This is a genomic window from Sphingomonas sp. GW821-FHT10F11 (assembly GCF_058809095.1).
The window spans coordinates 18,810-41,430 of the sequence record NZ_JBXASH010000009.1 but is presented as its reverse complement, the minus strand read 5'-3'; the positions used below and the strand labels follow the sequence as shown (position 1 = coordinate 41,430).

The window sequence follows — 22,621 nt, the reverse complement described above, 5'->3', positions numbered from 1 at the left end:
ACGGATGGTCCCCCTCCCCGTGCCGGGGAGGAATTGCCGAGTAACGTTTGTCATCACATCCTGAAGACGCCGAACGACGCCTTTTCCGGAACGGGCGCGTTCAAGGTCGCCGCAAACGCCAGCCCGAGCACGTCGCGCGTCTGCGCCGGATCGATGATGCCGTCGTCCCACAGCCGCGCGGTCGCGTGCCAGGGATTACCCTCGTCCTCGTACTTCTGGCGGATCGGCGCCTTGAACGCTTCGGCCTGTTCCTCGCTCCAGCTCTCCGCATCGCGGTGCACCGTCGCAAGCACGCTTGCGGCCTGCTCGCCGCCCATCACGCTGATCCGGCTGTTGGGCCAGGAGAAGAGGAAGCGCGGCGAATAGGCCCGCCCGCACATGCCGTAATTCCCCGCGCCGAAGCTGCCGCCGATCAGCACGGTGATCTTCGGCACGCTCGCCGTCGCCACCGCGGTCACGAGCTTGGCGCCATGCTTGGCGATGCCCTCCGCCTCATAGCGCCCGCCGACCATGAAGCCCGAGATGTTCTGCAGGAACAGCAATGGAATGCGCCGCTGGCACGCCAGCTCGATGAAATGCGCGCCCTTCACCGCGCTCTCCGAGAACAGCACGCCGTTATTGGCGAGGATCGCGACCGGCATGCCCCAGATATGCGCAAAGCCGCACACCAGGCTCGAGCCATAAAGCGCCTTGAACTCATGGAACTCGGATCCGTCGACCAGCCGCGCGATCACCTCATGCACATCATACGGTGCGCGGACATCGGACGGGATGATCCCGTACAGCTCCTCGGCATCGAACTTCGGCGCGCGCGGCTCCTTCAGCGCGATGTCGGGTTTCCGGTTCTCGGGCAAAGTCGAGACGATGTCGCGCACGATGGTCAGCGCATGCTCGTCATTCTCGGCGACATGGTCGACCACGCCGGACTTGCGGCCATGAGTCTCTGCGCCGCCAAGCTCCTCGGCCGAGATCACCTCGCCCGTCGCGGCCTTCACCAGCGGTGGGCCTGCCAGGAAGATCGTGCCCTGGTTACGCACGATCACCGTCTCGTCGGACATGGCGGGCACGTAAGCACCGCCCGCGGTGCAGCTGCCCATCACGCAGGCGATCTGCGGGATGCCCTTGGCCGACATGTTCGCCTGGTTGAAGAAGATCCGCCCGAAATGGTCGCGGTCGGGGAACACCTCGGCCTGGTGCGGCAGGTTGGCGCCGCCCGAATCGACCAGATAGATGCAGGGCAGGCGGTTCGCCTCGGCAATCTCCTGCGCGCGCAGATGCTTCTTCACGGTCAGCGGATAATAGGTCCCGCCCTTCACCGTGGCGTCGTTGCAGACGATCATCACCTGCCGCCCGGAAACCCGGCCGATGCCCACGATCATGCCCGCGCCGGGCACCTCGTCGTCATACAGCCCGTTCGCGACGAGTTGCCCGATCTCCAGAAAGGGCGATCCGGGATCGAGCAGCCGCTCGACTCGGTCGCGTGGGAGCAGTTTGCCGCGCGAGGCATGTCGTTCACGACTTTTCTCGCTGCCGCCAAGCGCCGTCCGCGCGACGTCCGCACGGAGTCGCTCGGCCAGGGCGCGGTTGTGCGCTGCGTTGGCGCGGAAGGTCTCGCTCTCCGGCGATAGCTTGGTGTCGAGAGCCGGCGCGCTCATGTTTTCATCCTCATCTTGGCCCCTGACTAGACAGCGATCGCGGGAATGGGAAGCGACGCTCGCGGCATAAAGCTGAGCCGAGCGGCGTTCGCGAGAGGCGGCGTTGGTATCTGGTGTAACCGAAAACACGGGTGTATCCCCCGCGCCATACACCCTGGAGAGGTCTATCACATGAAGCGTTCAACGATTTTTCTCGCTGCCCTGCTCGCCACCACTGCCTGCACCCAGAGCGCAACGACGCCGGTTGCCGGCACTGCGATCGGCGTCGACGTGGCGGGCATCGACAAGGCCGTCAAACCCGGCGACGATTTCGACGAATATGCCAATGGCGGCTGGCGCGCGAAGACCGAGATCCCGGCCGACCGGTCGAGCACCGGCATCTTCCTCCAGGTATTCAACATCGCCGAAGGCCGCAACGCGCAGCTGATCGCCGAGGCTGCCAAGGCCAATGCCGCCGCCGGCACCGACCAGCGCAAGATCGCCGATTTCTACAACGCCTATCTGGATACGGCCGGCATCGAGAAGCGTGGCCTCGCCCCGATCAAGCCGGAACTCGATGCGATCGCCGCGATCGCCGACAAGGGAGCGCTGGCCAAGGCGCTCGGCGCCGATCTGCGCGCCGATGTCGATCCGCTCAACGCGACCAACTACCGCACCGAGCATCTGTTCGGCCTGTTCGTCACCCAGGCGCTCGATAACCCCAGCCAGACCGTGCCCTATCTGCTCCAGGGCGGCATCGGCCTGCCCGAGCGCGATTATTATGTCTCGGCCAAGCCCGAGATGGCGCAGCTCCGCACGGCCTATAAGGCCTATATTACCAAGGTCTTCGGCCTGGCCGGGCTGAGCGACCCGGCCGCGCGCGCCGACCGGGTGATGGCACTCGAGACCAAGATCGCCGGCGCCCATGCCGGCTATATCGAGAGCCAGGACGTCCACAAGGCGAACAACCCGTGGAAGCAGGCCGACTTCGCCAAGAAGGCGCCGGGCCTGGACTGGAATGCCTTCTTCTCCGGCGCGGGCCTGTCGGGCCAGCAGGATTTCATCGTCTGGCATCCCGCCCCGACCGCGAAGCTCTCCGCGCTGGTCGCGAGCGAGCCGCTCGAGGCGTGGCAGGACTGGATGGCCTTCCACCATCTCAACACCGTCACCGCGGTGCTGCCCAAGGCGTTCGACGACGCGTCGTTCGACTTCTACGGCAAGACTCTGGCCGGCACGCAGCAGCCGCGGCCCCGCGACAAGAGGGCGATCGGCGCGGTGAACAACAGCCTGGGCGACGCGGTCGGCCAGATCTATGTCGCCAAATTCTTCCCCGCCTCGTCCAAGACGGACATCCAGGGCATGGTGAAGAACATCCTCGCCGCCTTTGACAAGCGCGTCGAGAACCTGACCTGGATGGCGCCCGCGACCAAGGCCGAAGCGCGCAAGAAGATCGAGACGATGCGCGTGGGCGTCGGCTATCCCGACACCTGGCGCAATTACGGATCGTTGGAGATCAAGGGCGACGATGCACTGGGCAATCTCCAGCGGGCGCGGCTCGCGGAGTACAAGCATCAGCTCGGCAAGATCGGCAAGGCGCCGGACAAGGGCGAGTGGTGGATGACGCCGCAGACCGTCAATGCGGTCAACCTGCCGCTGCAGAATTCGCTCAACTTCCCGGCGGCGATCCTCGAGGCGCCCTTCTACGATCCCAAGGCGGACGCAGCGGCGAATTACGGGTCGATCGGCGCAGTGATCGGCCATGAGATCAGCCACAGCTTCGACAATACCGGCGCCGAGTTCGATTCGAGCGGCAAGCTGCGCAACTGGTGGACCCCCGCCGATTTCGCGCATTTCAAGGAGCAGAGCGCGGCACTCGCAAGGCAATATGACGCCTATGAGCCGCTCCCCGGCCTTCACCTCAACGGCGAGCAGACCTTGGGCGAGAATATCGCCGACGTGGCCGGCCTGACCGCAGCGTACGAGGCATATCGCGCCTCGCTCGGCGGCAGGGAGGCGCCGGTGATCGGCGGGCTGACCGGCGACCAGCGCTTCATGCTCGCCTTCGCCCAGAGCTGGCGTGAGAAGACCCGCGAAAAGTCGGTGCGGCAGCAGGTCGCGACTGACGGCCATTCGCCAGGCGCCTTCCGCGCGCAGACGGTGCGCAATCTCGATGCGTGGTACAAGGCGTTCGACGTGCAGCCGGGCCAGAAGCTGTATCTGGAACCCAATGCGCGCGTGAAGGTCTGGTAGAAAGAAGGAAAGGGCGGACCATGCTGTTGATCGGACAATATGATTCGCCCTTCGTCCGCCGCGTCGCAGTGACGTTGAAGCTCTACGATCTGCCCTATCGCCACGCGCCCCTCTCGGCGTTCGGCGATGTCGAGGAGATCGCGCGCTACAACCCGCTGCGCCGCGTGCCGACCCTGGTCTATGAGGACGGCGTCGCGCTGACCGACAGCAGCGCGATCGTCGATGCGCTCGACGAGATGGTCGGCCCCGACCGCGCCTTCCTCACCCGGCGCGGCGACGATCGCCGCGCGATGCTCCGCACCTGCGCCTTTGCCGCCGGCGTCGCCGAAAAGGCGGTCAGCCTTGTCTATGAACGTGCCTTCCGAGACGGGCACAAGATGTGGGTCGAACGCTGCCGCGCCCAGGTGATCGACACGCTCGACCTGCTCGAACGCGAGCGGGCCGCCGCGAAGGACCCATGGTTGCTCGGCGAGACGATGAGCCATGCCGATGTCCTGCTCGGGACGATGCACCGCTTCGTCGGTGAGGCGCTGGCCGATCAGTTCGTCATGGACGGCTGGGTCGCGCTCGCCGAGCACGCCGCGCGGTGCGAGGGGCTCCCCGAGTTCGCGGCCGCCTATCAGGCGTTCAAGCTGACCTTGCCGGACTAGAAGAGCCTGCCGCGCCGTTGACTTGCGCGCGGCGCAGGCTCAGGTAACGGCCGTCGCACGGGAGAGATCGGCCTTGGCCGGCGCCGAAGGAGCAACCGCCCCGGAAACTCTCAGGCAAAAGGACCGCGCGACACAGACACTCTGGAGAGTGGTGCCACGGCACCCGCCGACGGGATAACGATCTCAGGCAAAGGGACAGAGGGGGCATGCAACGGCGCTCGCAGCGCCTGACAGGAGCATGCCTTTGTGACCCCGACCGCGACCTCGACTCTTCCGGACCCGCGTCATCGCCCGATCAGCATCGCCGAGATGTTCACCATCGGCATCGGCCCGTCGAGTTCTCACACGGTCGGCCCAATGCGCGCCGCGGCGGATTTCGCACGGACCATCCTGGCCTTGCCGGAGCCTGCGATAAAGATCGGCTGTAGCCTGTACGGATCGCTCGCATTGACCGGCATCGGGCACGGCACCGATATCGCGGTCCTGCTCGGGCTCGCCGGATGGGAACCGGAGACGGTCGATCCCGAAGCGGCGGCGGCAATGGTTGCCGGCTTCCGCGCTGACAATGCGCTGCCGCTGGGGCGAGGCGCCGGAGACGGAGGGTATCCGGTCGAGCTGGACGGTAAAGGCGGCATCGATTTCCACCCCGAACGCTTCGAACCCGAACATCCCAATGCGCTCGATCTGACCGCCTGGTTCCCAGACGGCACGGCCCACACATCACGCTATTATTCGGTCGGCGGCGGCACGATCCGGCGCGGCGGCGAGCGGCTGGAGCTCGGCAACATCGCGGTGCGTCATCCCTTCACCTCGGGCGACGAGCTGCTGGTCGCGGCGGAGGCCGAGCATATCTCGATCAGCGAGCTGGTCCGCCGCAACGACACCGCCTGGCGCACGGCCGCTGAAACCGACGCGCTGCTCGACGGCGTGGCCGATGCGATGCGCGCCTGCATCGATCGGGGCATGGTGAAGGACGGCATATTGCCCGGCGGCCTCAGCGTCCGCCGCCGCGCCAAGGGATTGCACGAAGCGCTGATCTCCCGCTCGGAACGCGGCGCGCCGTCGCACACGATCCAGTGGGTCAGCCTCTGGGCGCTCGCGGTGAACGAAGAGAATGCGGCGGGCGGGCGTGTGGTGACCGCTCCGACCAATGGCGCCGCCGGCATCATTCCCGCGGTGATCCGCTATTACGAAACCTTCGAGGGCCCTGCAACGCGCGAGGGCATCCGCATCTTCCTGTCGACCGCGGCGGCGATCGGCATGCTCTACAAGACCCGCGCCTCGATCTCGGCGGCCGAGATGGGCTGCCAGGGCGAGGTCGGCGTGGCGTGTTCGATGGCCGCCGCCGGCCTTGCTGCCGTACTCGGCGCCACCAATGCCCAGATCGAGAATGCCGCCGAGATCGGCATCGAACATAATCTCGGGCTCACCTGCGATCCGATCGGCGGGCTCGTCCAGGTGCCCTGCATCGAGCGCAACGCGATGGGCGCGGTGAAGGCGATCAACGCGGCCTATCTCGCGCTCGACGGTGATGGCACACATATCGTCAGCCTCGACCAGGCGATCGAGACGATGCGCCAGACCGGCGAGGACATGCGCTCCAAATACAAGGAGACTAGTCTGGGCGGACTCGCGGTCAACGTGGTCGAATGCTGACGGGTTAGCCCCTCAATAGTCCTTCGAATAGCGCAGGTTGATCGCTGTCCCGTTCGATCCGCCGGTCTGGCTCAAGATGCTGAGCACCTTGGACAGCGCGATCTCGATCTGGGTCGCGGTGAAGCCGCGCGTATCGGTGACGATCTCCACATAGATGTCGTTGGAGATGTACTTGCCGGCCGCGACGGAGGTCCCGCGCCCGGTCGCCTCGTCCGCACCAAGCACCCGCAACCGGTCGATGCCCGAGGCGGAGCGCAGCTTGCCCAGCGGGTTCAGCCCGCCGCCCGATCCCCGCAGCGAATTCAGCGCTGAGGCAAGCTGGATGGCTTGCATCGGCGACAGCTCGGTTACCGAATTGCCGAACAGGATGCGCGAGAGCAACTCGTCCTGCGGCAGGCTGGGCGAGGAGCTGAAGGTGATCTGGGGGTTCTGCGCCCGGCCGGCGATGTTGATCGTGATCGCGGTGCCCGAAAGGGTCGCGGTCGCCCGCATCGACAAGGTCGGGTTCGAGACCGCGCCGCCCTCGAACCGGATGACGCTGTCCTGGTCGAGATCGAAGCGCTTGCCGGCGAAATTGTAGGTTCCGCGCACCAGATCGACATTGCCGACCACCTCCGGCGTGGCAGATGTACCGCCGACCCGCAGGTCGGCGCTCCATTCGCTCTCCAGCCCCATGCCGGTGACGAACAGGCGGTTGTCGGCATGGATGCGCAGGTCGAGCTTGAACAGGCTGGGCACGCCCGCCGCCGCCGCGGCGGCATCGCGCGCTGCTTGGGCGCGGCTGATGCCCTTGCGGCGCACACCCTGCAATTCGGCGACCTCGGCCGCGCCCTGGCGAATGATCTCGTACCGCACCTCGGGCAGGTTGAGCGTGCCCGAGATCAGCCCGCCATTCGCCTTGCTGTTGGTCACCGCGATCTCGCCCGACACGGTAGCACCGAGCGCGTCGCTGCGCGCGAGCTGCGCATTGCTAAGGGTCAAGCGGACATTGATCGGGAAACCGGCGTCCGATCCGAACCCGACGCTACCGCGTGCGGAAACACTGCCCTTGCCGGCACGCCCATTGAACTCGCTGATCTCGAACCGGTCGTTGGTGAAGCGCCCGGTCAGCTTGATCGCGCTGACGCGGGTGCCATAGGTCTCATTGTCATAGGCGAGTGCATTGGCGCGGATCAGCCCGGTCAGTTGCGGGCTGGCAAGGCGGCCAGAGAAATCCGCGGCGATGCCGATCTGCCCGGTCAGCGTCTGGTTCGCCAGGCCGGCCAGGCTCCACAGCACATCGGCCGGTCCGTTATAGCGAATGCCGCCACCGAGCGGCGCGTCCATCAATGCCGTCATCCAGTCGCCGCCACCCACTGGCTGCAGCCGCACCTGCGCCCGCCCGATCGTCGCGCCGCCGCGCTTGATCAGCGCGGCGAGCGTGCCGCCTTCGGGACGGAGTGTGCCGAGTGCCGAGATGTCGACCGGAGTCGACACGACCGCCGCGCCGGAGCGGGTGAAGCTGCGGATATCAATGCGCAGATCGGCACGGGGCACGCCCGATCCGGCCTGGACATAGTCGAGGCTGCCGGTCGCCCGGCCGCCGATACCCGCGCCGGCGGCGAAGGTGTTGAGGATCGCGAGGTCGAAATTGTCGAAGCGCGACTGGAACTCGAGCGTCTTGCCATAACGCCCGGCGACACGGACCTGGCCCTGCGGTACGACGATCGCGACGGGGGCGAGCACATAGGTGCCGCGCTCGTTGCGGATCACCGCCGGCCGGGCGAGGTGGAACGCCACCGTGCCGACCTGGCCCTGCGCCGCGACGCGGTACAGGTCGGGCGAGAGCTGGGCATTGGCGGCGATGCGGAAGCTCGCGCCGCTCTGGCCGTTCGCGACGAGCTGTGCGGTGCCGCGGCCGCCTTGGTAGTTCACCTTGGCGCGCGCCGTCTGGAGGAGGAAATTGCCTTGGCGCACGCCGGCAAGCTGCACATCGGCCAGAATCTCCGGTGCCTTGGCGTAGAGGGTGATCGTCGCCTCAACGATCGCGCGTTCGATGACGAGCTTGGCCTGGCCCGGGATATGCGCCCCGTTGGCGCGCGCCGAGACCTGGGCACGCTGGATCTTGCCGACCGCCGACAAAGTAACGGTGCCGGTGACGCCCGAACCATTGGCGGTGAGCTTGCCGGCGAAAGGCCCGGCGGGCGCCTGACGGACGGTGCCGGCGAAATCGACCCCGGCGAAGCGGGCCCGGTGGATGTCGATGGTCAGCGGCCCGCCGCCGGTACGGACCAGCACGTCCGCATTGAACGGCCCATAAGGTGAGCCCCCGGTCGCGACCACCGCATAGCCGGTGCCCGTACCGCGGATCGTTGCCACGACATCGCTGAGCTGGACGCCGACATTGGGACGGCTCGCCCGCACCTGGATCAGCGGCCGCTCGGCGGTGCCCGACACGGCAACCGCGAGTGGGCCATATTGAGTCGAATGGCCCTGCGCGGTGAAGGCGATGCGGCCGTCGGGCAGATAGCTGCCCTGGCCTCCGCTGAGGCGGAAGTTCGGTGCGCCCACACGCAGGTTCTGGACTCGGAATACGCCCTTGGGATCGAAGCTGATCGTACCTGCGATCACGGCCCGCCCGCCGAGGAAGTCCGCCACGCCCGCATTGTCGAGCTTCACCGTGACGATGCCGAACCGCCCCTGCAGCCCGAAGCCGCCTGACGGAACGGTGACCAGATTCATATCGGTCGTCAGGTTGATGATGCCGACGCCTTCGATCCGATAGTCGTTGATCCTCCCCTTCAATCCGGCGCGGTAGATGCCGGTCGAGAGGTCGGCGACCACGATCGCGGTCGCATCGATCTGCGGCGATCGGATGCGCAGATTGTCCGACAGGATCGTGTCGCCGGAGATCGCGAACTCGCCGTTCACGGTCACCTTGGTCAGCAATCCGCCGGCCGCTGCGTTCAGCCCGGTGACACGCGCGATCCGGCCCGCGACGGGCACGATGATGCGGTCGGCATCCACCCGGCTGCGGCCCTCGGCATAGAGGCCCTGCACCATTGTCTTGTCGAACCCGATCGCCGCCGCGCTGATCTTGTAATCGACCAGCGGCCGGGCAAAGGCCCCGTCGAGCCGGAGCGACGCGCGCACGTCGCGGCCGTTGAGGTTCGGCGCGATCGAGCCGGGGGTGAGCAGGCTCGCCTCGACCTGCAGGCCCTCGAAGCGGCTCTGCGCGAGATCGATCATGCCGTTTGCGGTCACGGCCAGCGCGTCGGAACGCACCGACAGCTTCGTGTTCGCGCGGCGCTGGGCGAGGGTCGTGGTGAGATCGACGAGCAGCGCCGGGGCGGTCAGCCGCTCGACCGGACCGGTCAGGATCAGCCCGGGATGGAGCAGCCCGCGCGCGGTGAAGGTGCCGTTGTGCCCGGTGAGGTCAAGCGCCGCCAGCGCCTTCCCACCGAGCGCGGCCTGCGCCTTGCCTTGCCAGGACGACCAGCTCCCTCGCCCGTCGATCCGCGCGACGAGCGGTTGCTTGAGGCCCGCCACCCCCGCGACGATCCCGCCGGCCGGCGCATTGAGCCGTGCATCGACGATCAGCCGATCCTGGTCCGGCACCGCATCCAGTTTCAGCGCGAGCCGGTCGCCGCCGTCCAGCGCGGCGGCATTGCCGGTGATCTGCGCGCGGCCATCGGCGATATGTGCCACCGCGTCGAGCGTTATCGTCCGCCGCGTGCCGGTAATCGGCGCGCCGAGCACGAGCCGGCCGACTTTCAGCTTCCCGATGTCGATATCGATATCGGGAAGGGTGGGGGCATTGGGGTCGCTCGGCACCGGCTTCAATTCGGGCAGCCGGGCCAAGGTGATCAGCGGCGCGCTGGCGGATCGAATATCGGCATGGTTGCGGATGAAGGCGAAGGGCCGCCAGTCGAGGTCGACCTGAGGCGCTATGGCGAACACGCCTTTGGGGTCGCCGATCTTCAGGTCATGGATGGTGAGTTTGCCGTAGAGCGAACCATCCAGCCGACCCAGCTCGACCTTCAGGCCCGACGCTGTTTCATAGCCGGAGAGCCTGCTGACCAGGAACCGCCGCCCCGGATCGGTATTGAGCGCAAACACCGCCAGCACCATGAGCACCAGCAGCGCGCCGATCGCGATCGCCAGCCATTTGGCGATCCGCCCGACCGGAAGGCGACGGCGCGGCGCGCGGGTTTCGACGTCGGTATCGGCCATCAGAAGGCCTGTCCGATCGAGATGTAGATCGCGATCTTGGACTCACCCTTGCGCCGGCCGAGCGGTGTGGCGACGTCGAAGCGCACGGGCCCGAAATTGGTATAATAGCGTGCGCCGATGCCGACGCCGTAGCGCAGGTCGCTGAACTTCGGTTGGGTCGAGGCATAGGCCTGGCCGACATCGAAGAACGGGACGATGCCGTAATCGCCGAACCGGTAGCGCGCCTCGATCGCGCCTTCGACCAGGCTGCGCCCGCCGACCGGATCGTTATTGATGTCCCGGGGCCCCAGCTGCTGATAGCCGAAGCCGCGCACCGATCCGCCGCCGCCCGCATAGAGCCGTCGCGACGGCGCGATCGCGTCGCGCGGTGCCCCGGCGATAGAGGCGACCCGCACCCGCGCCGCCATCACCAGGCTTTCGGACACCGGATAATAGGTGCTGCCGTCCACCTGCGCGCGGACGTAGCGATAGTTGCTGCCCTGGGTCTGCGACGTCTCCGGGCTGATGCGGATCATCGCGCGATAGCCCTTGGTCGGATCGAGCAGGCTGTTCGTGCTGTCAAAGGCAATCTGGCCGTTCAGGCCGAAGATGCCGTAATTCTGATACTCGCGCGTGCCGGTCGCCGGCTGGAACGTGTCCTCGCGCGACCCCAGCAGCTCGAAGCCGTACGCCCAGGTCCAGCGCTTCTGCCAGATCGGCGTGGAATCGAGCGAAATCTTGCCGTTGATGCCGATCGTCAGCGCCTTGTACGCGTCGAAATCCTGACGGTCGGCGGTGACGCCGAGCAGCACCGTCCGGTCGCGCCGTCCGGCATTGGCGCGGCGGAGGGTCGCAGCCAGGCCTTGCTCCTGCGTGCCCGCGGTGCCGGTGAAGGTCAGCGATCCCTCCGGACGGAACAGGTTGCGGTGGGTCCAGCTCGCTTCGAGCTTGATGCCTTCGCCGGTCGAATAGCCGGCGGTCGCGGCAAGGCGGCGTGGCTTGCCGGCATTCTGGGTGACGAGCAGGTCGACTACCTCGGTGCCGTCGGCGGCCGCGAGCCCGGTCCGGCGCGGCTCGACCGCGACGCTGTCGAACAGGCCGGTCGCGACCAGCGCCTCGCGCAGGTCGTTCACCTGCCGCTCGTCATAGAGCTGGCCCGGCTTGAAGCGCGCCAGCACACCGACATGCTTCGCGTCGAAGGCGAGCTTGCCCGTCGTCGAATAGGTACCGAAGGACGAGCGCGGCCCCGGATCGACCGGCAGCGTATAGGCGCCGAGATGAGTCGCGTCGTCCAGCTCGATGTCGCGCTGCCCGATCTTCACGAAGGGATAGCCCCGTTGCGGCAGCTGCAGCGCGACGCCGCCCTCGGCCGCCTCGATCGCGCTCGCGACGATCGGGTCGCCGGTGCGCAGCGCGAGCGCGCCTCGGACCATGCCCGGCGGCACCGTCTCTGGCCCCTCGATCACGATCGAGCCGAGCATATAACGCGTGCCCGGCGCGGCGCTGATCGTCGCGGTGACCCGGCCCGGCTGGTTCTGCACCGGCTCGACCAGCGAGGAGACCACCCCGTCATAATAGCCTTCGGCGCGGAGCAGGCGCTGGGCGAGCCCCTCATCCTCCTTCGCCCGGGCGGAGATTACCGCGCCATTGGCGCCCTTGCCGTCACCCTTGTCGAGCGCGGAAAGGGCGCGGAACGGACCTTCGAGGTTGACCGCGTCAAGCCCTTCGATCTTCACCGAATAGCGCAGCTCGGAAGGGGTATCGGCGACCTCGGTTTGAGTCGTGGCGGCCGGCGGTTCGACATCGAAGCCGGCGAGCGGGGGCAGCGGTTGAGCGAGCGCCGGATCCTCGACGGCGGGCGCGGTGACCGTCTGCGGTGTGGGAGCGGGGCTTCCGGGCGTTGCCGTTGGGGCTGGCTCGACCGGCATCGCATCGATACTTTCAATCGGCGCGAGCGGCTGCTTCAGCTCGACATCGATCGCTGGCAAGGCCTCCTCGAACTGCGAGTCCGGGATGATTGGGTCGCTGTTTTCGGGCGCGGCCGGATCAGCCTTGGTCGCCTGATCCTTCTGGTCCTTGCGCGCCTCCTCGATCGGGTCAGGGCGGCGTTGCGCCGATACAGGCTGCGTAACGGCATACAGGCTCGCCAACAGGAGTAAGCTTGAGCTTGAACGCAAAACAGCCTGTCCCCCGGCGCGAATGAAGTGAAATGCCTGCCCGTGCGGCGCCTATCGGGCGAGTTGCGTCCGGTCCAGACACAACCCGGCCATCCCGGCCCCTTGCCCTGCCTAACCGCCCGAAAGCCATGGTGGTTCCCTCCGCAGATCGACCACCAGCCTCCGTCCGCCTCTCATACTTAGGCATGGGTCGAACATTTCCCCTGGCCGCTCACTTGAAACGCCATGGTGGCACTCTTATTAGTTGCCGGAGCAATCATTGCTGGAGCAACGACGTGCCGATCTACACGCACGAGGAGTTCAACCCCGACGTCTCGGTCGGCTATCTGACGAAGCGCATCTTCCAGGCTGCGCTGGTCGGGCTCGAACCGATCTTCGCCGAGGAGGACGTCTCGTATCTGCAATGGTCTGCGCTGGTGTCGATCTGGCATGGCCGCGGTGAAACCTGCCGCGCGCTTGCCCATGATCTGGGCCATGACAAGGGCGCCACCACCCGTCTGGTCGACTCGCTGGAGGAGCGGGGTTTTCTCGCCCGGGACCGGGACGAGGGCGACCGGCGCGTAATCAATCTCGTGCTGACCGACAAGGGCCGGGAGATCGCCGAGCGCTGTATGCACGGCGTCGTAGACCGGTGGAACGGTTGGCTGGTCGACTGGTCGCGGGAGGATGCCGCGCAGTTGATCGGCCATCTGCAGCGCTTGCGGACATCGCTTGAGGCCCAGGTCGGAGAACCCTCATGCGCCTGACCGCTCTGGCACTCGCCACCACGGCATTGCTGGCCGGCTGCGCGATTCCAGCGTCGCGACCCGAGGTCGCCCCGATCGCCGATTCCGCGCTCGGCCTGACCGGTGCTACCGACGCCGCCTTCCCGGCGATCGCCGATGATTGGTGGCGCTCGTTCGGCGATCCGCAGCTCGACCGGCTGGTCGCCGATGCCCAGGCCGGCAATCCGACGCTCGACGCTGCCCTCGCCCGTGTGCGCCAGGCAAGCGCGATCCTCGCGAGCCAGCGCGCCGAGAACGGCCCCGATGCGGCGTTCGATGCCCAGGCGCAGGTCGCCCGGCTGAGCGGCCGCTACGAGATCCCGCCGCCCTTTGCCGGCACCACGCGTTTCATCGGCCAGGGTCAGGCCGGTCTGAACTGGAATCTCGACCTGTTCGGTCGGCAAAAGGCGGTGATCGCCGGCGCCCGCGCGTCGACCCGCGCAGCGGTGCTCGACGCGACGGCGGCGCGCCTCGCGCTCGCCGGGTCGGTGGTGCAGACCTATATCGAGCTTGCCCGTGCCGAACGGCTCGCGGCGCTCGCTCAGCGCACCATCGCAACACGTGAGGGCTCGCTCCGGCTGGTGCGGGTGCGCATCCGCAACAAGCTGGCGAGCGATCTCGACGCACAGGCGGCCCAGACCCTGCTCGCCCAGGCGCAGCAGGCGCTGGTGCGCGCCAGGGCACAGCGCGGGCTCGCGGCGAATGCGCTGGCCGCCCTCGCTGGACGCGGCGTGGATTATCCCGCCACCATCGCCCCCGCGACGCTCCAGCTCGATGCCGCCCTGTCGCTGCCTGCGACGATTCCGGCTGACCTGCTCGCACGCCGGGCGGATGTGGCAGCCTCGCTCGCGCGGATCGACGCGGCGTCACAGGGTCGGCTGGCCGCGCGGCGTGCCTTCTATCCGGACGTCAACCTGTCGGCACTGGTCGGGCTGCAGGCGATCGGCGTGGGCAATCTCGTCAACGCCGATGCCGGCACCGTGGGTGGTGGTGCTGCGATCCATCTGCCGATCTTCGACAATGGCCGGCTGAAGGCTGGCCTCGAAGGCGCGACCGCCAGCGTGGATGTCGCAATCGCCGATTACAACGAGAAGGTCGTCGGCGCGGTGCGCGAAGCGGCCGATGCGCTGACCCGCATCCGCAGCCTCGCCGAAGATCGCGCGCGCCAGGCCGAGGTGGTGCGCGGCTTTGCCGAAACCGGACGCCTCAACACGATCCGCGTGTCGAGCGGGCTCGAATCCCGTCTCGGCCTTGTCGACAATGATGTGCGGCTGCTCGACGCGCAGCAGTCCGATGCCAATCTCGCGGCCGATGCCGCCAGCCAGCGCGTCGCGCTGGTCATGGCGCTGGGCGGCGGCTTCGATCCGAAGGACCCGAAATGACCAAGATGGAAAAGATCGACCTGCCTGCCGAGACGCCGGCCGCCGCCGGAAGCGAAACAACCGCGCCGGCGCGCGGCAATCCGACTGCACGCCGGCGTGGCCTGACCGTCCTGGCTGTGCTCGTCGCCATCGCGGCGATCATGTGGGCGGTGTTCCACTTCCTGCTCGCCAGCCCGGAGCAGGAAACCGACGACGCCTATGTCGCGGGCGACGTCGTCTCCATTACCGCGCGCGATCCGGGTACTATCCTCGCGATCCATGCCGACAATACCCAGACGGTTCGCGCCGGTCAGCCCTTGCTCGATCTCGATCCCGCCACGGTGGACGTCGGCCTCGCCGCCGCGGAGGCCGAACTGGCTCGGGCGGTGCGCTCGACTCGGTCCGATTTCTCGAAGCTCAATGAAACCGGCGCTGCGGTGGGCCAGGCCCAGGCCGAGCTTGCCCGCGCTCAGAACGATCTCACTCGCCGTCGCGGCGCGGCGGCCGAAGGCGCCGTCTCCGGCGAAGAACTGAGTCACGCCGTCGATGCGGTGAAGGTCGCCCAGGCCAATCTCGCCCTCGCGCGCAGCCAGCAGGCCCAGTCGCGCACCGGCGTGCAGGGCACCACCGTCTCGACCAACCCGGCGGTGCTCGCCGCTATCGCCGCCTATCGCCGCGCCGCCATCGCGCACAGCCATATGCACATCACCGCGCCGATCGACGGCGTCGTCGCGCAGCGCACCGTGCAGCTCGGCCAGCAGGTCGCGGCGGGCACGCCGCTGATGGCGGTTGTGCCGCTCGACCGCGTCTGGGTCGACGCCAATTTCCGCGAGACCCAGCTGAAGGACATCCGCATCGGCCAGCCCGCGACGGTGACCGCTGACATGTATGGCAGCGGCATCGTCTATCACGGCCGCGTCATCGGTCTCGGCGCCGGCAGCGGCAGTGCCTTCGCGCTGCTCCCGCCGCAGAATGCGAGCGGCAACTGGATCAAGGTGGTGCAGCGCCTGCCGGTGCGCATCGCGCTCGACCGGGGCGAGCTGCAGCGTAATCCGCTGCGTGTCGGCCTCTCGGTCAACGCCACGATCGACACCGCCGATGTCAGCGGCGCGCGGGTCGGTGCGCCGGCGCGTCTGGTGTATCGGGACGGCACCTCCGATGGCGGTGACACCAGGGTCGAGGCGCGCATCGCGCAGATCATCGCGGCGAACCGCTGATGTCCGGCGCCGCCCAGGCGCCGCTCCGGGGCGGTGCTCTAGCCTTGACGGCGTTCGCGCTGGCGCTCGGCACCTTCATGCAGGTGCTCGATTCGACCATCGCCAATGTCTCGCTGCCGACGATCGCCGGCAATCTCGGCGTCAGCAGCGACAATTCCACCTGGATCGTCACTGCCTTTGCCGTCGCCAACGGCGTGGCCGTGCCGCTGACCGGCTGGCTGATGGGCCGGTTCGGCGTGGTGAAGACCTTCAGCGTCTCGGTGCTGCTGTTCACCTTCGCCTCCTTCCTGTGCGGCATCGCCTGGGATCTGCCGTCGCTGATCGGATTCCGCATCCTGCAGGGCGCCGTGTCGGGCCCGATGATCCCGGGCAGCCAGGCGCTGCTGATCGCGATCTTCCCTCCGAACAAGCGTTCCACCGCGCTCGGCATCTGGTCGATCACCACCCTGGTCGCGCCGATCATGGGGCCGATCCTGGGCGGTTATATCTCCGACAATTATCACTGGAGCTGGATCTTCCTGATCAACGTGCCGGTCGGCCTGTTCTGCGCGTTCGTCTGCTGGCAGAGCCTGCGCACCCGCGAGACCCCGACGCGGAAACTGCCGATCGACCAGGTCGGGCTGATCCTGCTCGTTTTGTGGGTCGGGTCGCTGCAGATGATGCTCGATCTCGGCAAGAACGACGACTGGTTCAATTCCACCCGCATCGTCGTGATGGCCGTCATCGCGGTGATCGGTTTTGCCGCCTGGGTGATCTGGGAACTGACCGACGCCAACCCGACGGTCGACCTGACCCTGTTCAGGAACCGCAACTTCCTGTTCGGATCGATCGCCTTCTGCCTCGGCTATGCGGTGTTCTTCGCCAACACGCTGATCCTGCCACTCTGGCTACAGACCCAGCTCGGCTACACCGCGACCTGGGCGGGCCTCGTCGCGGCGCCCAGCGGGTTGGTCGCGGTAGTCCTCACGCCTTTCGTCGCCCGCGCCTCAGGCAAGATCGATGCGCGCATCCTCGCCTCGATCGCCTTCGTGGCGTTCGGCATCTCCTATTATATGCGCGCCGGCTACACGACCGGCGCGAGCGAATGGGATTTCATGCTGCCCTTGCTCGTCCAGGGCGTGGCGATGAGCACCTTCTTCCTGGCGATGATCACGATCTCGCTCGACGGCATCCCGCCGGAGCGGATTCCCTCGGCATCGGGCATCTCGAACTTCGCCCGCATCACCGCGGGCAGCTTCGCCGCCTCGATCACCACCACGGCCTGGGACCGACGCGAGGCGCTTCACCAGAGCCATTTGTCCGAAGCCGTCGGCACCGGCGCGCCATTCCAGGCAGCGCGCGAGGCGCTCCATGGTCTCGGCATGAGCGATGTCCAGGCGGCCGGCGCGATTACCCGCCAGATGGTCGGCCAGGCCTATCTGCTCGCCTCGACCGACCTGTTCCGCCTCTCCGCCTGGCTCTGCGCGATCCTGGTCTTCATGGTCTGGCTGACCCGCCGTCCGCAACCGCCGAAAGGCCCGATCGCGGCGGATTGAGGTCGCGGCCGAGCGACCTCAGCCGACCGGACCTTTACCGACAAAGGCGACGAGATTGTCGAGCGTCCGGCTGGTGCCGAGATGCACGCCCATCTGCATATACTGGTCGAGATGCTCGCTCGACTGGCACTGGATCTCGACGGTCATGCGAGTCCTGCCCGCGACCTCGTCGAGCATGACTCGGCCGACCGCGCCATTGGCGTCGAATACGATCAGGTGCGGCGGCGCGATCTCCCGATAGATGCCGGAAAAGGGCCGGTCGGGATGATGCCCGCTGACGAAGCGGAAGGCACCGCCCGGGCGCAGATCGATCTCACAGGAACTGAGGCGCTCGCCCGCCGGATCCCACCAGCCGGCGATCTGCTCGGGCTGAGTCCACGCTTCGAAGACGCGGATGGAGGGGGCGTCGAAAGCGCGCGTGAAGCGGATCGTGTTCGTATCGCGATCGATCGTGAAGCCGGTGGGGTTGATGAGGTCGTTGTCGGTGTCGGTGGCAGTGAACATGGGTCAGTCCTCCTCTTTCGCGGCCTGGGCGGCCAGATGTTGGTCGAGATTGTCGAAGCGGCGCTCCCACAGTCGGCGGAACGGCTCGATCCAGTCGGCCATGTCCTTCATCGCCTCGGCGCGCAGCCGGCGGGGCCGGCGCTGTGCATCGCGGCCGCCCTCGATCAGGCCGGCATTCTCCAACACCTTGAGGTGCTTCGAGATGGTCGGCTGGCTGAGCGAGAAGGGGCGCATGAGTTCGGAGACACTCGCCTCACCGAGGCTGAGCCGCGCGAGAATGGCGCGTCGCGTGGGGTCGCCGAGCGCGGAGAAGACGGCATCGAGGCCGGGGTTCGTTTGCATCGTCATTCGGCTATATAGCCAAATAGCAATATAAGAGTCAAGCAGGCACCAGGCCGCTTGCGGCCAACCTTTACCTGTCGATGCGGAAGCCCGTCTCCGTGCAGCGCTTGCACGACCATCGCCCGCGCATCCTGCTCTGATCGGGTCGATTCAATCCTGTCGAAAAGCGCGGCATGATGTCGCCGGACACGAGACCGCCAGGCGTTGGTCGCGCTCTTTCACATCGCCGGCTAAATAGGGTTCCCTGTTATGCAGCGCGGGCTCCCTGTTATGCGCGATTTCTCTCCCTGTTCCGCATAACAGGGAGGGTATCAAATAAGGTGTTGATACGAAAGCGGAAAAACCCGTGTTGAATCCAACATAACAGGGAGGAAATTTTTTCCGCTATTCTCCCTGTTAGTTGGCCCGAAACGGCGAGTCGACTCGGTCGGCCAGGCTATCGCCGGAGCCCCGCCTGCACCGCCGGCAAGGTCCTGCGCACCACGATCGCGACTCCCCTGGCATTGGGGTGCAACCCGTCGGCCTGGATCAGGGTACGGTTGCCAGCTACGCCGTCGAGGAAGAAGGGGTAGAGCGGTACGCCATGGCGCTTCGCCAGGCGCGGATAGATGCTTTCGAATGCGCCGCGATAGTCGGTCCCGAGATTGGGCGCGGCGCGCATGCCCATGATCAGCACCGGTATCTGGCGCCGCTTCAGTTCGGCCAGGATCCGGTCGAGGTTGCTTGCGACCTGGTCGGTCGGCAGGCCGCGCAGCATGTCGTTCGCGCCGAGTTCGAGCAGGACGAGATCGGGTTTCCGCCCGAGTCCGCGCAGGCCCCACAGCACCCGCGCCCGTCCCTGCGCTGCGGTGTCGCCCGACACCCCGCCATTGCGCACCTCGGCATCGACCCCGGCTTGTCGGAGCGCGCGCTGGAGTTGCGGTACATATCCCTGGTCGGGCGGCAGGCCGAGGCCCGCCATCAGGCTGTCGCCGAACGCCCAGACCAGCTTTTTGGGCGGTGCCGGGGCCGCCGCGGTGAGCGCCAGCAACAGCCCGAGTTGGACAAGCCGCCGAAGCACGCCATATCGCAGGAATCGTGGCACCATCATCTTCCTCAGCATCGGCCGGCTCACCGGATACGCTTCCACCATCCGAAAGCAACGTGATCGTTGCGGGCGGAGTCACGCTGGCGCTCGGGCAACCACCCGCCCGCGTCCAGATCCTGCACGGGATCGACCTGTCGGTCGCGACCGGGGACAGCGTTGCCCTGCTCGGACCGTCGGGGTCGGGCAAATCGTCGTTGATGGCGATCCTCTCCGGGCTCGAGCGGCCGAGCAGCGGTGCGGTCGGCGTGACCGGCCTGGATTTCGCCACGCTCGACGAGGATGCGCTGGCGGTCGCCCGCCGCGGGCGGATCGGTATCGTACTCCAGGCCTTTCACCTGCTCCCGACCATGACCGCACTGGAGAATGTTGCCGTGCCGCTCGAACTGGCCGGCGAGCGCGATGCGTTCGAGCGGGCCGTCGCAGAATTGGAAGGGGTGGGGCTGGGCCACCGGCTCGATCACTATCCCGCCCAACTGTCCGGGGGCGAGCAGCAGCGCGTGGCTATCGCCCGCGCACTTGCCCCGCGCCCGGCCTTGCTGTTCGCCGACGAGCCGACCGGCAATCTCGACACGGCGACCGGTGCCGCGATCATGGACCTGCTCTTCGCGCGCCACCGCGATACCGGCGCGACCCTGTTCGTGATCACGCACGATCCCGCGCTGGCGGCACGCTGCGCCCGCGTGATCGAGCTTGCCGACGGCCGCATCGTCGCTGACCGGCGTCGCGCGTGAGTCTCGCCTGGCGGCTGGCGCTGCGGGATCTTCGGCGCGGCGGGCGCGGCCTGATGCTGCTCGCCTTATGCCTGTTCCTCGGCACCGCCGCGCTCGCCGGGATCGGCAGCCTCTCGGCCAGCATCCTCTCAGCGCTGGAGGGGCAGAGCCGGGCAATGCTCGGGGGCGATCTGCAGATGCGCATTTCGCAGCGCCGAGCGACGGTCGAGGAGAGCGCTGCCTTCGCCGCGCGGGGACCCACGTCGGAAACGGTCGCCATGCGCGCGATGGTCCAGCCCGAGGATGGGGCGACGCCTACATTGATCGACCTCAAAGGGGTCGACGATCGCTGGCCACTCGTCGGCAGCTTCAGGCTCGCTCCCGGCGCCACTGCTCCGCGACCGCACGGTAGACAGGCAGCCATCGCCCCCGCGCTCGCCGACCGGCTGGGGTTGAAGGTCGGCGACCATATCCGCATTGGTACCGCGCGCCTCGCGGTGATCGGCATCATCGCCGAGGAGCCGGACGCGCTGGGCGACGGCTTCAGCTTCGGTCCGCGGGTGATCGTCGACATGGCCGGGCTCGACGCGACCAATGCGGTGCAGCCGGGCAGCCTGTATGAGAGCCGCTACCGCCTGGCGCTCCCGCCGGGCATCGATGCCGAGGCGCTGGGCAAGCGCCTGACCGCGCGCTTCCCGGGCGCGGGCTGGTCGGACCGCACCGCCGACAGCGCTGCTGGCGGGCTCCGGCGCGGCATTGCCCAGCTCGGCCAGTTCCTCTTGCTCGTCGGCCTCGCTGCGCTGGCCATTGCCGGCGTGGGGGTCGGCAGCGGCGTCAGCGCCTATCTCGCCGGCAAGACGCCGATCATCGCAACGCTCAAGGTGCTGGGAGCACGGTCGAGCACGATCGCCTCGATGTTCCTGATCCAGCTCGGCCTGGTCGCCGGCGCGGGCATCGGCGGCGGCCTGGTCCTCGGCGCGGCGGTACCGGCGATCGTTACTGCCTTCGCGGGTGACGCGCTGCCCGTACCGCCACGCCTCGCTCTCTATCCCGCACCCTTGCTGAGCGCGGCAGCGCTTGGTCTGATCGTCGGCGTTCTGTTCGCGCTTCCGGCACTGGCCCGGGCGCGCAGCGTCCCCGCGGCGCGGTTGCTGCGTGGCGCTGTCGCCCGGCGCCATCTGCCGTCGTGGCGGGTGGTCGGAGCGATGGCCGGTCTGCTCGCCGCGCTGGTCGCGCTCGCCGTGCTCACCGCGTCGGACCCGATCCTCGCGCTTGGCTTCGTCGGCGCGATCGCGGTCCTGATCATCGCGCTATGGCTGATCGGGCTGGCGCTCCGGCGTGGCATCGCCAGACTGCCGCGCCCGCGCCGCCCGCTGTTGCGCATGGCGCTCGCCAATCTCCACCGGCCCGGCGCTCAGACCGACCGGCTGGTGGTCGCACTCGGCCTCGGCTTCTCGCTGTTCGTCGCGCTGGCCGTGATTGACACCAGCCTGTCCAGCGAGATGGCCAATGCCGCCCCGGCCAAGGCACCGCGCTTCTTCGCGATCGATCTCCAGCCCGAGGACGCAGCGACCTTCCGCATCGCCGTCAGGCGCGCCGCACCAGGCGCGCGGTTCGAAGCGACGCCGTCGCTGCGTGGCTCGGTCGTGGCGCTCAAGGGACAGCGCGTGACCGACATGAAGAACCTGCCCGAGGACGCCTGGGTGTTGCGCGGAGACCGCACCATCACCTGGGCGACGACCCTGCCGGCGCGCAACACGATCAGCGCCGGCAAATGGTGGCCCGCCGACTATCGCGGCCCGCCCCTCGTCTCGATCGAGGACAAGGCGGCCGCTGCGCTCGGCTTGAAGATCGGTGACGAGATCACCGTCGCTGTGCTCGGTGTCGACGTGCCGGCCCGAATCGCCGCGCTGCGCACGATCGACTGGAGCGGGCTCGGCCTGAACTTCGCGATCGTCTTCTCGCCCGGCCTGATCGAGGAAGCGCCGCACAGCCTGCTCGCCAGCGTCTATGCACTGCCGGGCCGTGACGGACAGATCGCGCGCGAAGTCGGCGCGGCCCTGCCCTCGGTCACCTTGATCCGGGTCGGCGATGTGATCGGGCAGCTGGGCGAGCTGCTCGGCCGCATCGCTTTCGCCGTCCGTGCCGCCGCGGCCGTGACGGTGGCGGCCGGCATCGCCGTGCTGGTCGGCGCGGTCGCTGCCTCGGCCCGTGCCCGCCGGATGGATGCGGTGATCCTGAAGCTGCTCGGCGGCAGCCGGGCGCAGGTGCTGGCGGTCCAGGCGATGGAATATGCGCTGCTCGGTTTGCTGCTCGCCGGCGTGGCGCTGGCGATCGGGGCAGGGGCAGGGTGGTACGTCATCGTGCAGGTGTTCGATCTCCCATGGGCGCCGGATTGGGGCGTGGTCGCGCTGACCCTGGCCGCCTCGATCCTGGTAACCCTCGGCATCGGCGTGCTCGGCAGCCTGCCGGTGCTGAACGTGCGACCCGCAACGGCGCTACGGGAGGATTGACCGTCAGGGAGGCCCGGCACTCGGCGCCGA

The 22,621-nt window shown here is 67.7% G+C and carries 15 protein-coding genes and 2 riboswitches; of the genes, 9 read left to right on the top strand and 6 right to left on the bottom strand.

The window, feature by feature from the left end:
- Nucleotides 1–53: 53 nt before the first annotated feature.
- Nucleotides 54–1,655 (bottom strand): carboxyl transferase domain-containing protein, encoded by a 1,602-nt coding sequence (locus tag AC1RT8_RS21080; RefSeq protein ID WP_493078074.1) that lies wholly within the window; start codon nt 1,653–1,655, stop codon nt 54–56.
- Nucleotides 1,656–1,826: 171 nt separating this feature from the next.
- Between AC1RT8_RS21080 and AC1RT8_RS21075 the strand changes: the two genes are divergently transcribed.
- The 3 genes from AC1RT8_RS21075 to AC1RT8_RS21065 all read left to right on the top strand — a co-directional run bounded on the left by AC1RT8_RS21075 (nt 1,827) and on the right by AC1RT8_RS21065 (nt 6,190).
- Nucleotides 1,827–3,884, top strand: coding sequence for a M13 family metallopeptidase (locus AC1RT8_RS21075; RefSeq protein ID WP_493078073.1), 2,058 nt, complete (start codon nt 1,827–1,829; stop codon nt 3,882–3,884).
- Nucleotides 3,885–3,904: 20 nt separating this feature from the next.
- Complete coding sequence (locus AC1RT8_RS21070) at nt 3,905–4,534, top strand: glutathione S-transferase family protein (RefSeq protein WP_493078071.1); 630 nt, start codon at nt 3,905–3,907, stop codon at nt 4,532–4,534.
- A 48-nt stretch (nt 4,535–4,582) separates the two neighbouring features.
- A riboswitch (glycine riboswitch) is annotated at nt 4,583–4,670 on the top strand.
- A 1-nt stretch (nt 4,671) separates the two neighbouring features.
- Nucleotides 4,672–4,737, top strand: a riboswitch (glycine riboswitch).
- Between the two features lie 43 nt (nt 4,738–4,780).
- Nucleotides 4,781–6,190, top strand: coding sequence for an L-serine ammonia-lyase (locus AC1RT8_RS21065; RefSeq protein WP_493078069.1), 1,410 nt, complete (start codon nt 4,781–4,783; stop codon nt 6,188–6,190).
- 12 nt (nt 6,191–6,202) lie between these two features.
- Here the strand turns inward: AC1RT8_RS21065 and AC1RT8_RS21060 are convergent, their stop codons facing one another.
- Together AC1RT8_RS21060 and AC1RT8_RS21055 are read right to left on the bottom strand one after the other, a co-directional pair.
- Nucleotides 6,203–10,402 (bottom strand): translocation/assembly module TamB domain-containing protein, encoded by a 4,200-nt coding sequence (locus AC1RT8_RS21060; protein WP_493078068.1) that lies wholly within the window; start codon nt 10,400–10,402, stop codon nt 6,203–6,205.
- Entirely contained in the window at nt 10,402–12,531 is a 2,130-nt protein-coding gene (locus tag AC1RT8_RS21055) for an autotransporter assembly complex protein TamA (RefSeq protein ID WP_493078067.1), read from the bottom strand. Before AC1RT8_RS21055 ends, AC1RT8_RS21060 begins: the two co-directional genes overlap by 1 nt.
- Nucleotides 12,532–12,833: 302 nt before the next feature.
- On the opposite strand from AC1RT8_RS21055, the gene AC1RT8_RS21050 reads away from it, so the two are divergent.
- The 4 genes from AC1RT8_RS21050 to AC1RT8_RS21035 are packed head-to-tail and all read left to right on the top strand — an operon-like array spanning nt 12,834 to nt 17,435.
- Nucleotides 12,834–13,304, top strand: coding sequence for a MarR family winged helix-turn-helix transcriptional regulator (locus AC1RT8_RS21050; protein ID WP_493078066.1), 471 nt, complete (start codon nt 12,834–12,836; stop codon nt 13,302–13,304).
- A complete protein-coding gene (locus AC1RT8_RS21045) occupies nt 13,295–14,704 on the top strand; it encodes an efflux transporter outer membrane subunit (RefSeq protein WP_493078064.1) in 1,410 nt (469 codons plus the stop codon). The genes AC1RT8_RS21050 and AC1RT8_RS21045 overlap by 10 nt, the downstream gene beginning before the upstream one ends.
- A 5-nt stretch (nt 14,705–14,709) precedes the next feature.
- A complete protein-coding gene (locus AC1RT8_RS21040) occupies nt 14,710–15,900 on the top strand; it encodes an HlyD family secretion protein (protein WP_493078276.1) in 1,191 nt (396 codons plus the stop codon).
- On the top strand, nt 15,900–17,435 hold the full coding sequence (locus tag AC1RT8_RS21035; protein WP_493078062.1) for a DHA2 family efflux MFS transporter permease subunit: 1,536 nt from the start codon (nt 15,900–15,902) through the stop codon (nt 17,433–17,435). Before AC1RT8_RS21040 ends, AC1RT8_RS21035 begins: the two co-directional genes overlap by 1 nt.
- A gap of 18 nt (nt 17,436–17,453) precedes the next feature.
- Here the strand turns inward: AC1RT8_RS21035 and AC1RT8_RS21030 are convergent, their stop codons facing one another.
- The 3 genes from AC1RT8_RS21030 to AC1RT8_RS21020 all read right to left on the bottom strand — a co-directional run bounded on the left by AC1RT8_RS21030 (nt 17,454) and on the right by AC1RT8_RS21020 (nt 19,368).
- The gene (locus AC1RT8_RS21030; protein ID WP_493078061.1) at nt 17,454–17,939 is read right to left on the bottom strand and encodes an SRPBCC domain-containing protein; all 486 of its coding nucleotides are present in this window, start codon (nt 17,937–17,939) and stop codon (nt 17,454–17,456) included.
- A gap of 3 nt (nt 17,940–17,942) precedes the next feature.
- Entirely contained in the window at nt 17,943–18,287 is a 345-nt protein-coding gene (locus AC1RT8_RS21025; RefSeq protein ID WP_493078060.1) for an ArsR/SmtB family transcription factor, read from the bottom strand.
- A 430-nt stretch (nt 18,288–18,717) separates the two neighbouring features.
- Nucleotides 18,718–19,368, bottom strand: a complete 651-nt coding sequence (locus tag AC1RT8_RS21020) for an arylesterase (protein ID WP_493078274.1) — start codon at nt 19,366–19,368, stop codon at nt 18,718–18,720.
- Between the two features lie 56 nt (nt 19,369–19,424).
- Between AC1RT8_RS21020 and AC1RT8_RS21015 the strand changes: the two genes are divergently transcribed.
- The gene (locus AC1RT8_RS21015) at nt 19,425–20,099 is read left to right on the top strand and encodes an ABC transporter ATP-binding protein (RefSeq protein ID WP_493078058.1); all 675 of its coding nucleotides are present in this window, start codon (nt 19,425–19,427) and stop codon (nt 20,097–20,099) included.
- Nucleotides 20,096–22,591: an ABC transporter permease gene (locus tag AC1RT8_RS21010; RefSeq protein ID WP_493078056.1), complete on the top strand. Its 2,496-nt coding sequence runs from the start codon at nt 20,096–20,098 to the stop codon at nt 22,589–22,591. Before AC1RT8_RS21015 ends, AC1RT8_RS21010 begins: the two co-directional genes overlap by 4 nt.
- The last annotated feature ends 30 nt before the right edge of the window (nt 22,592–22,621 follow it).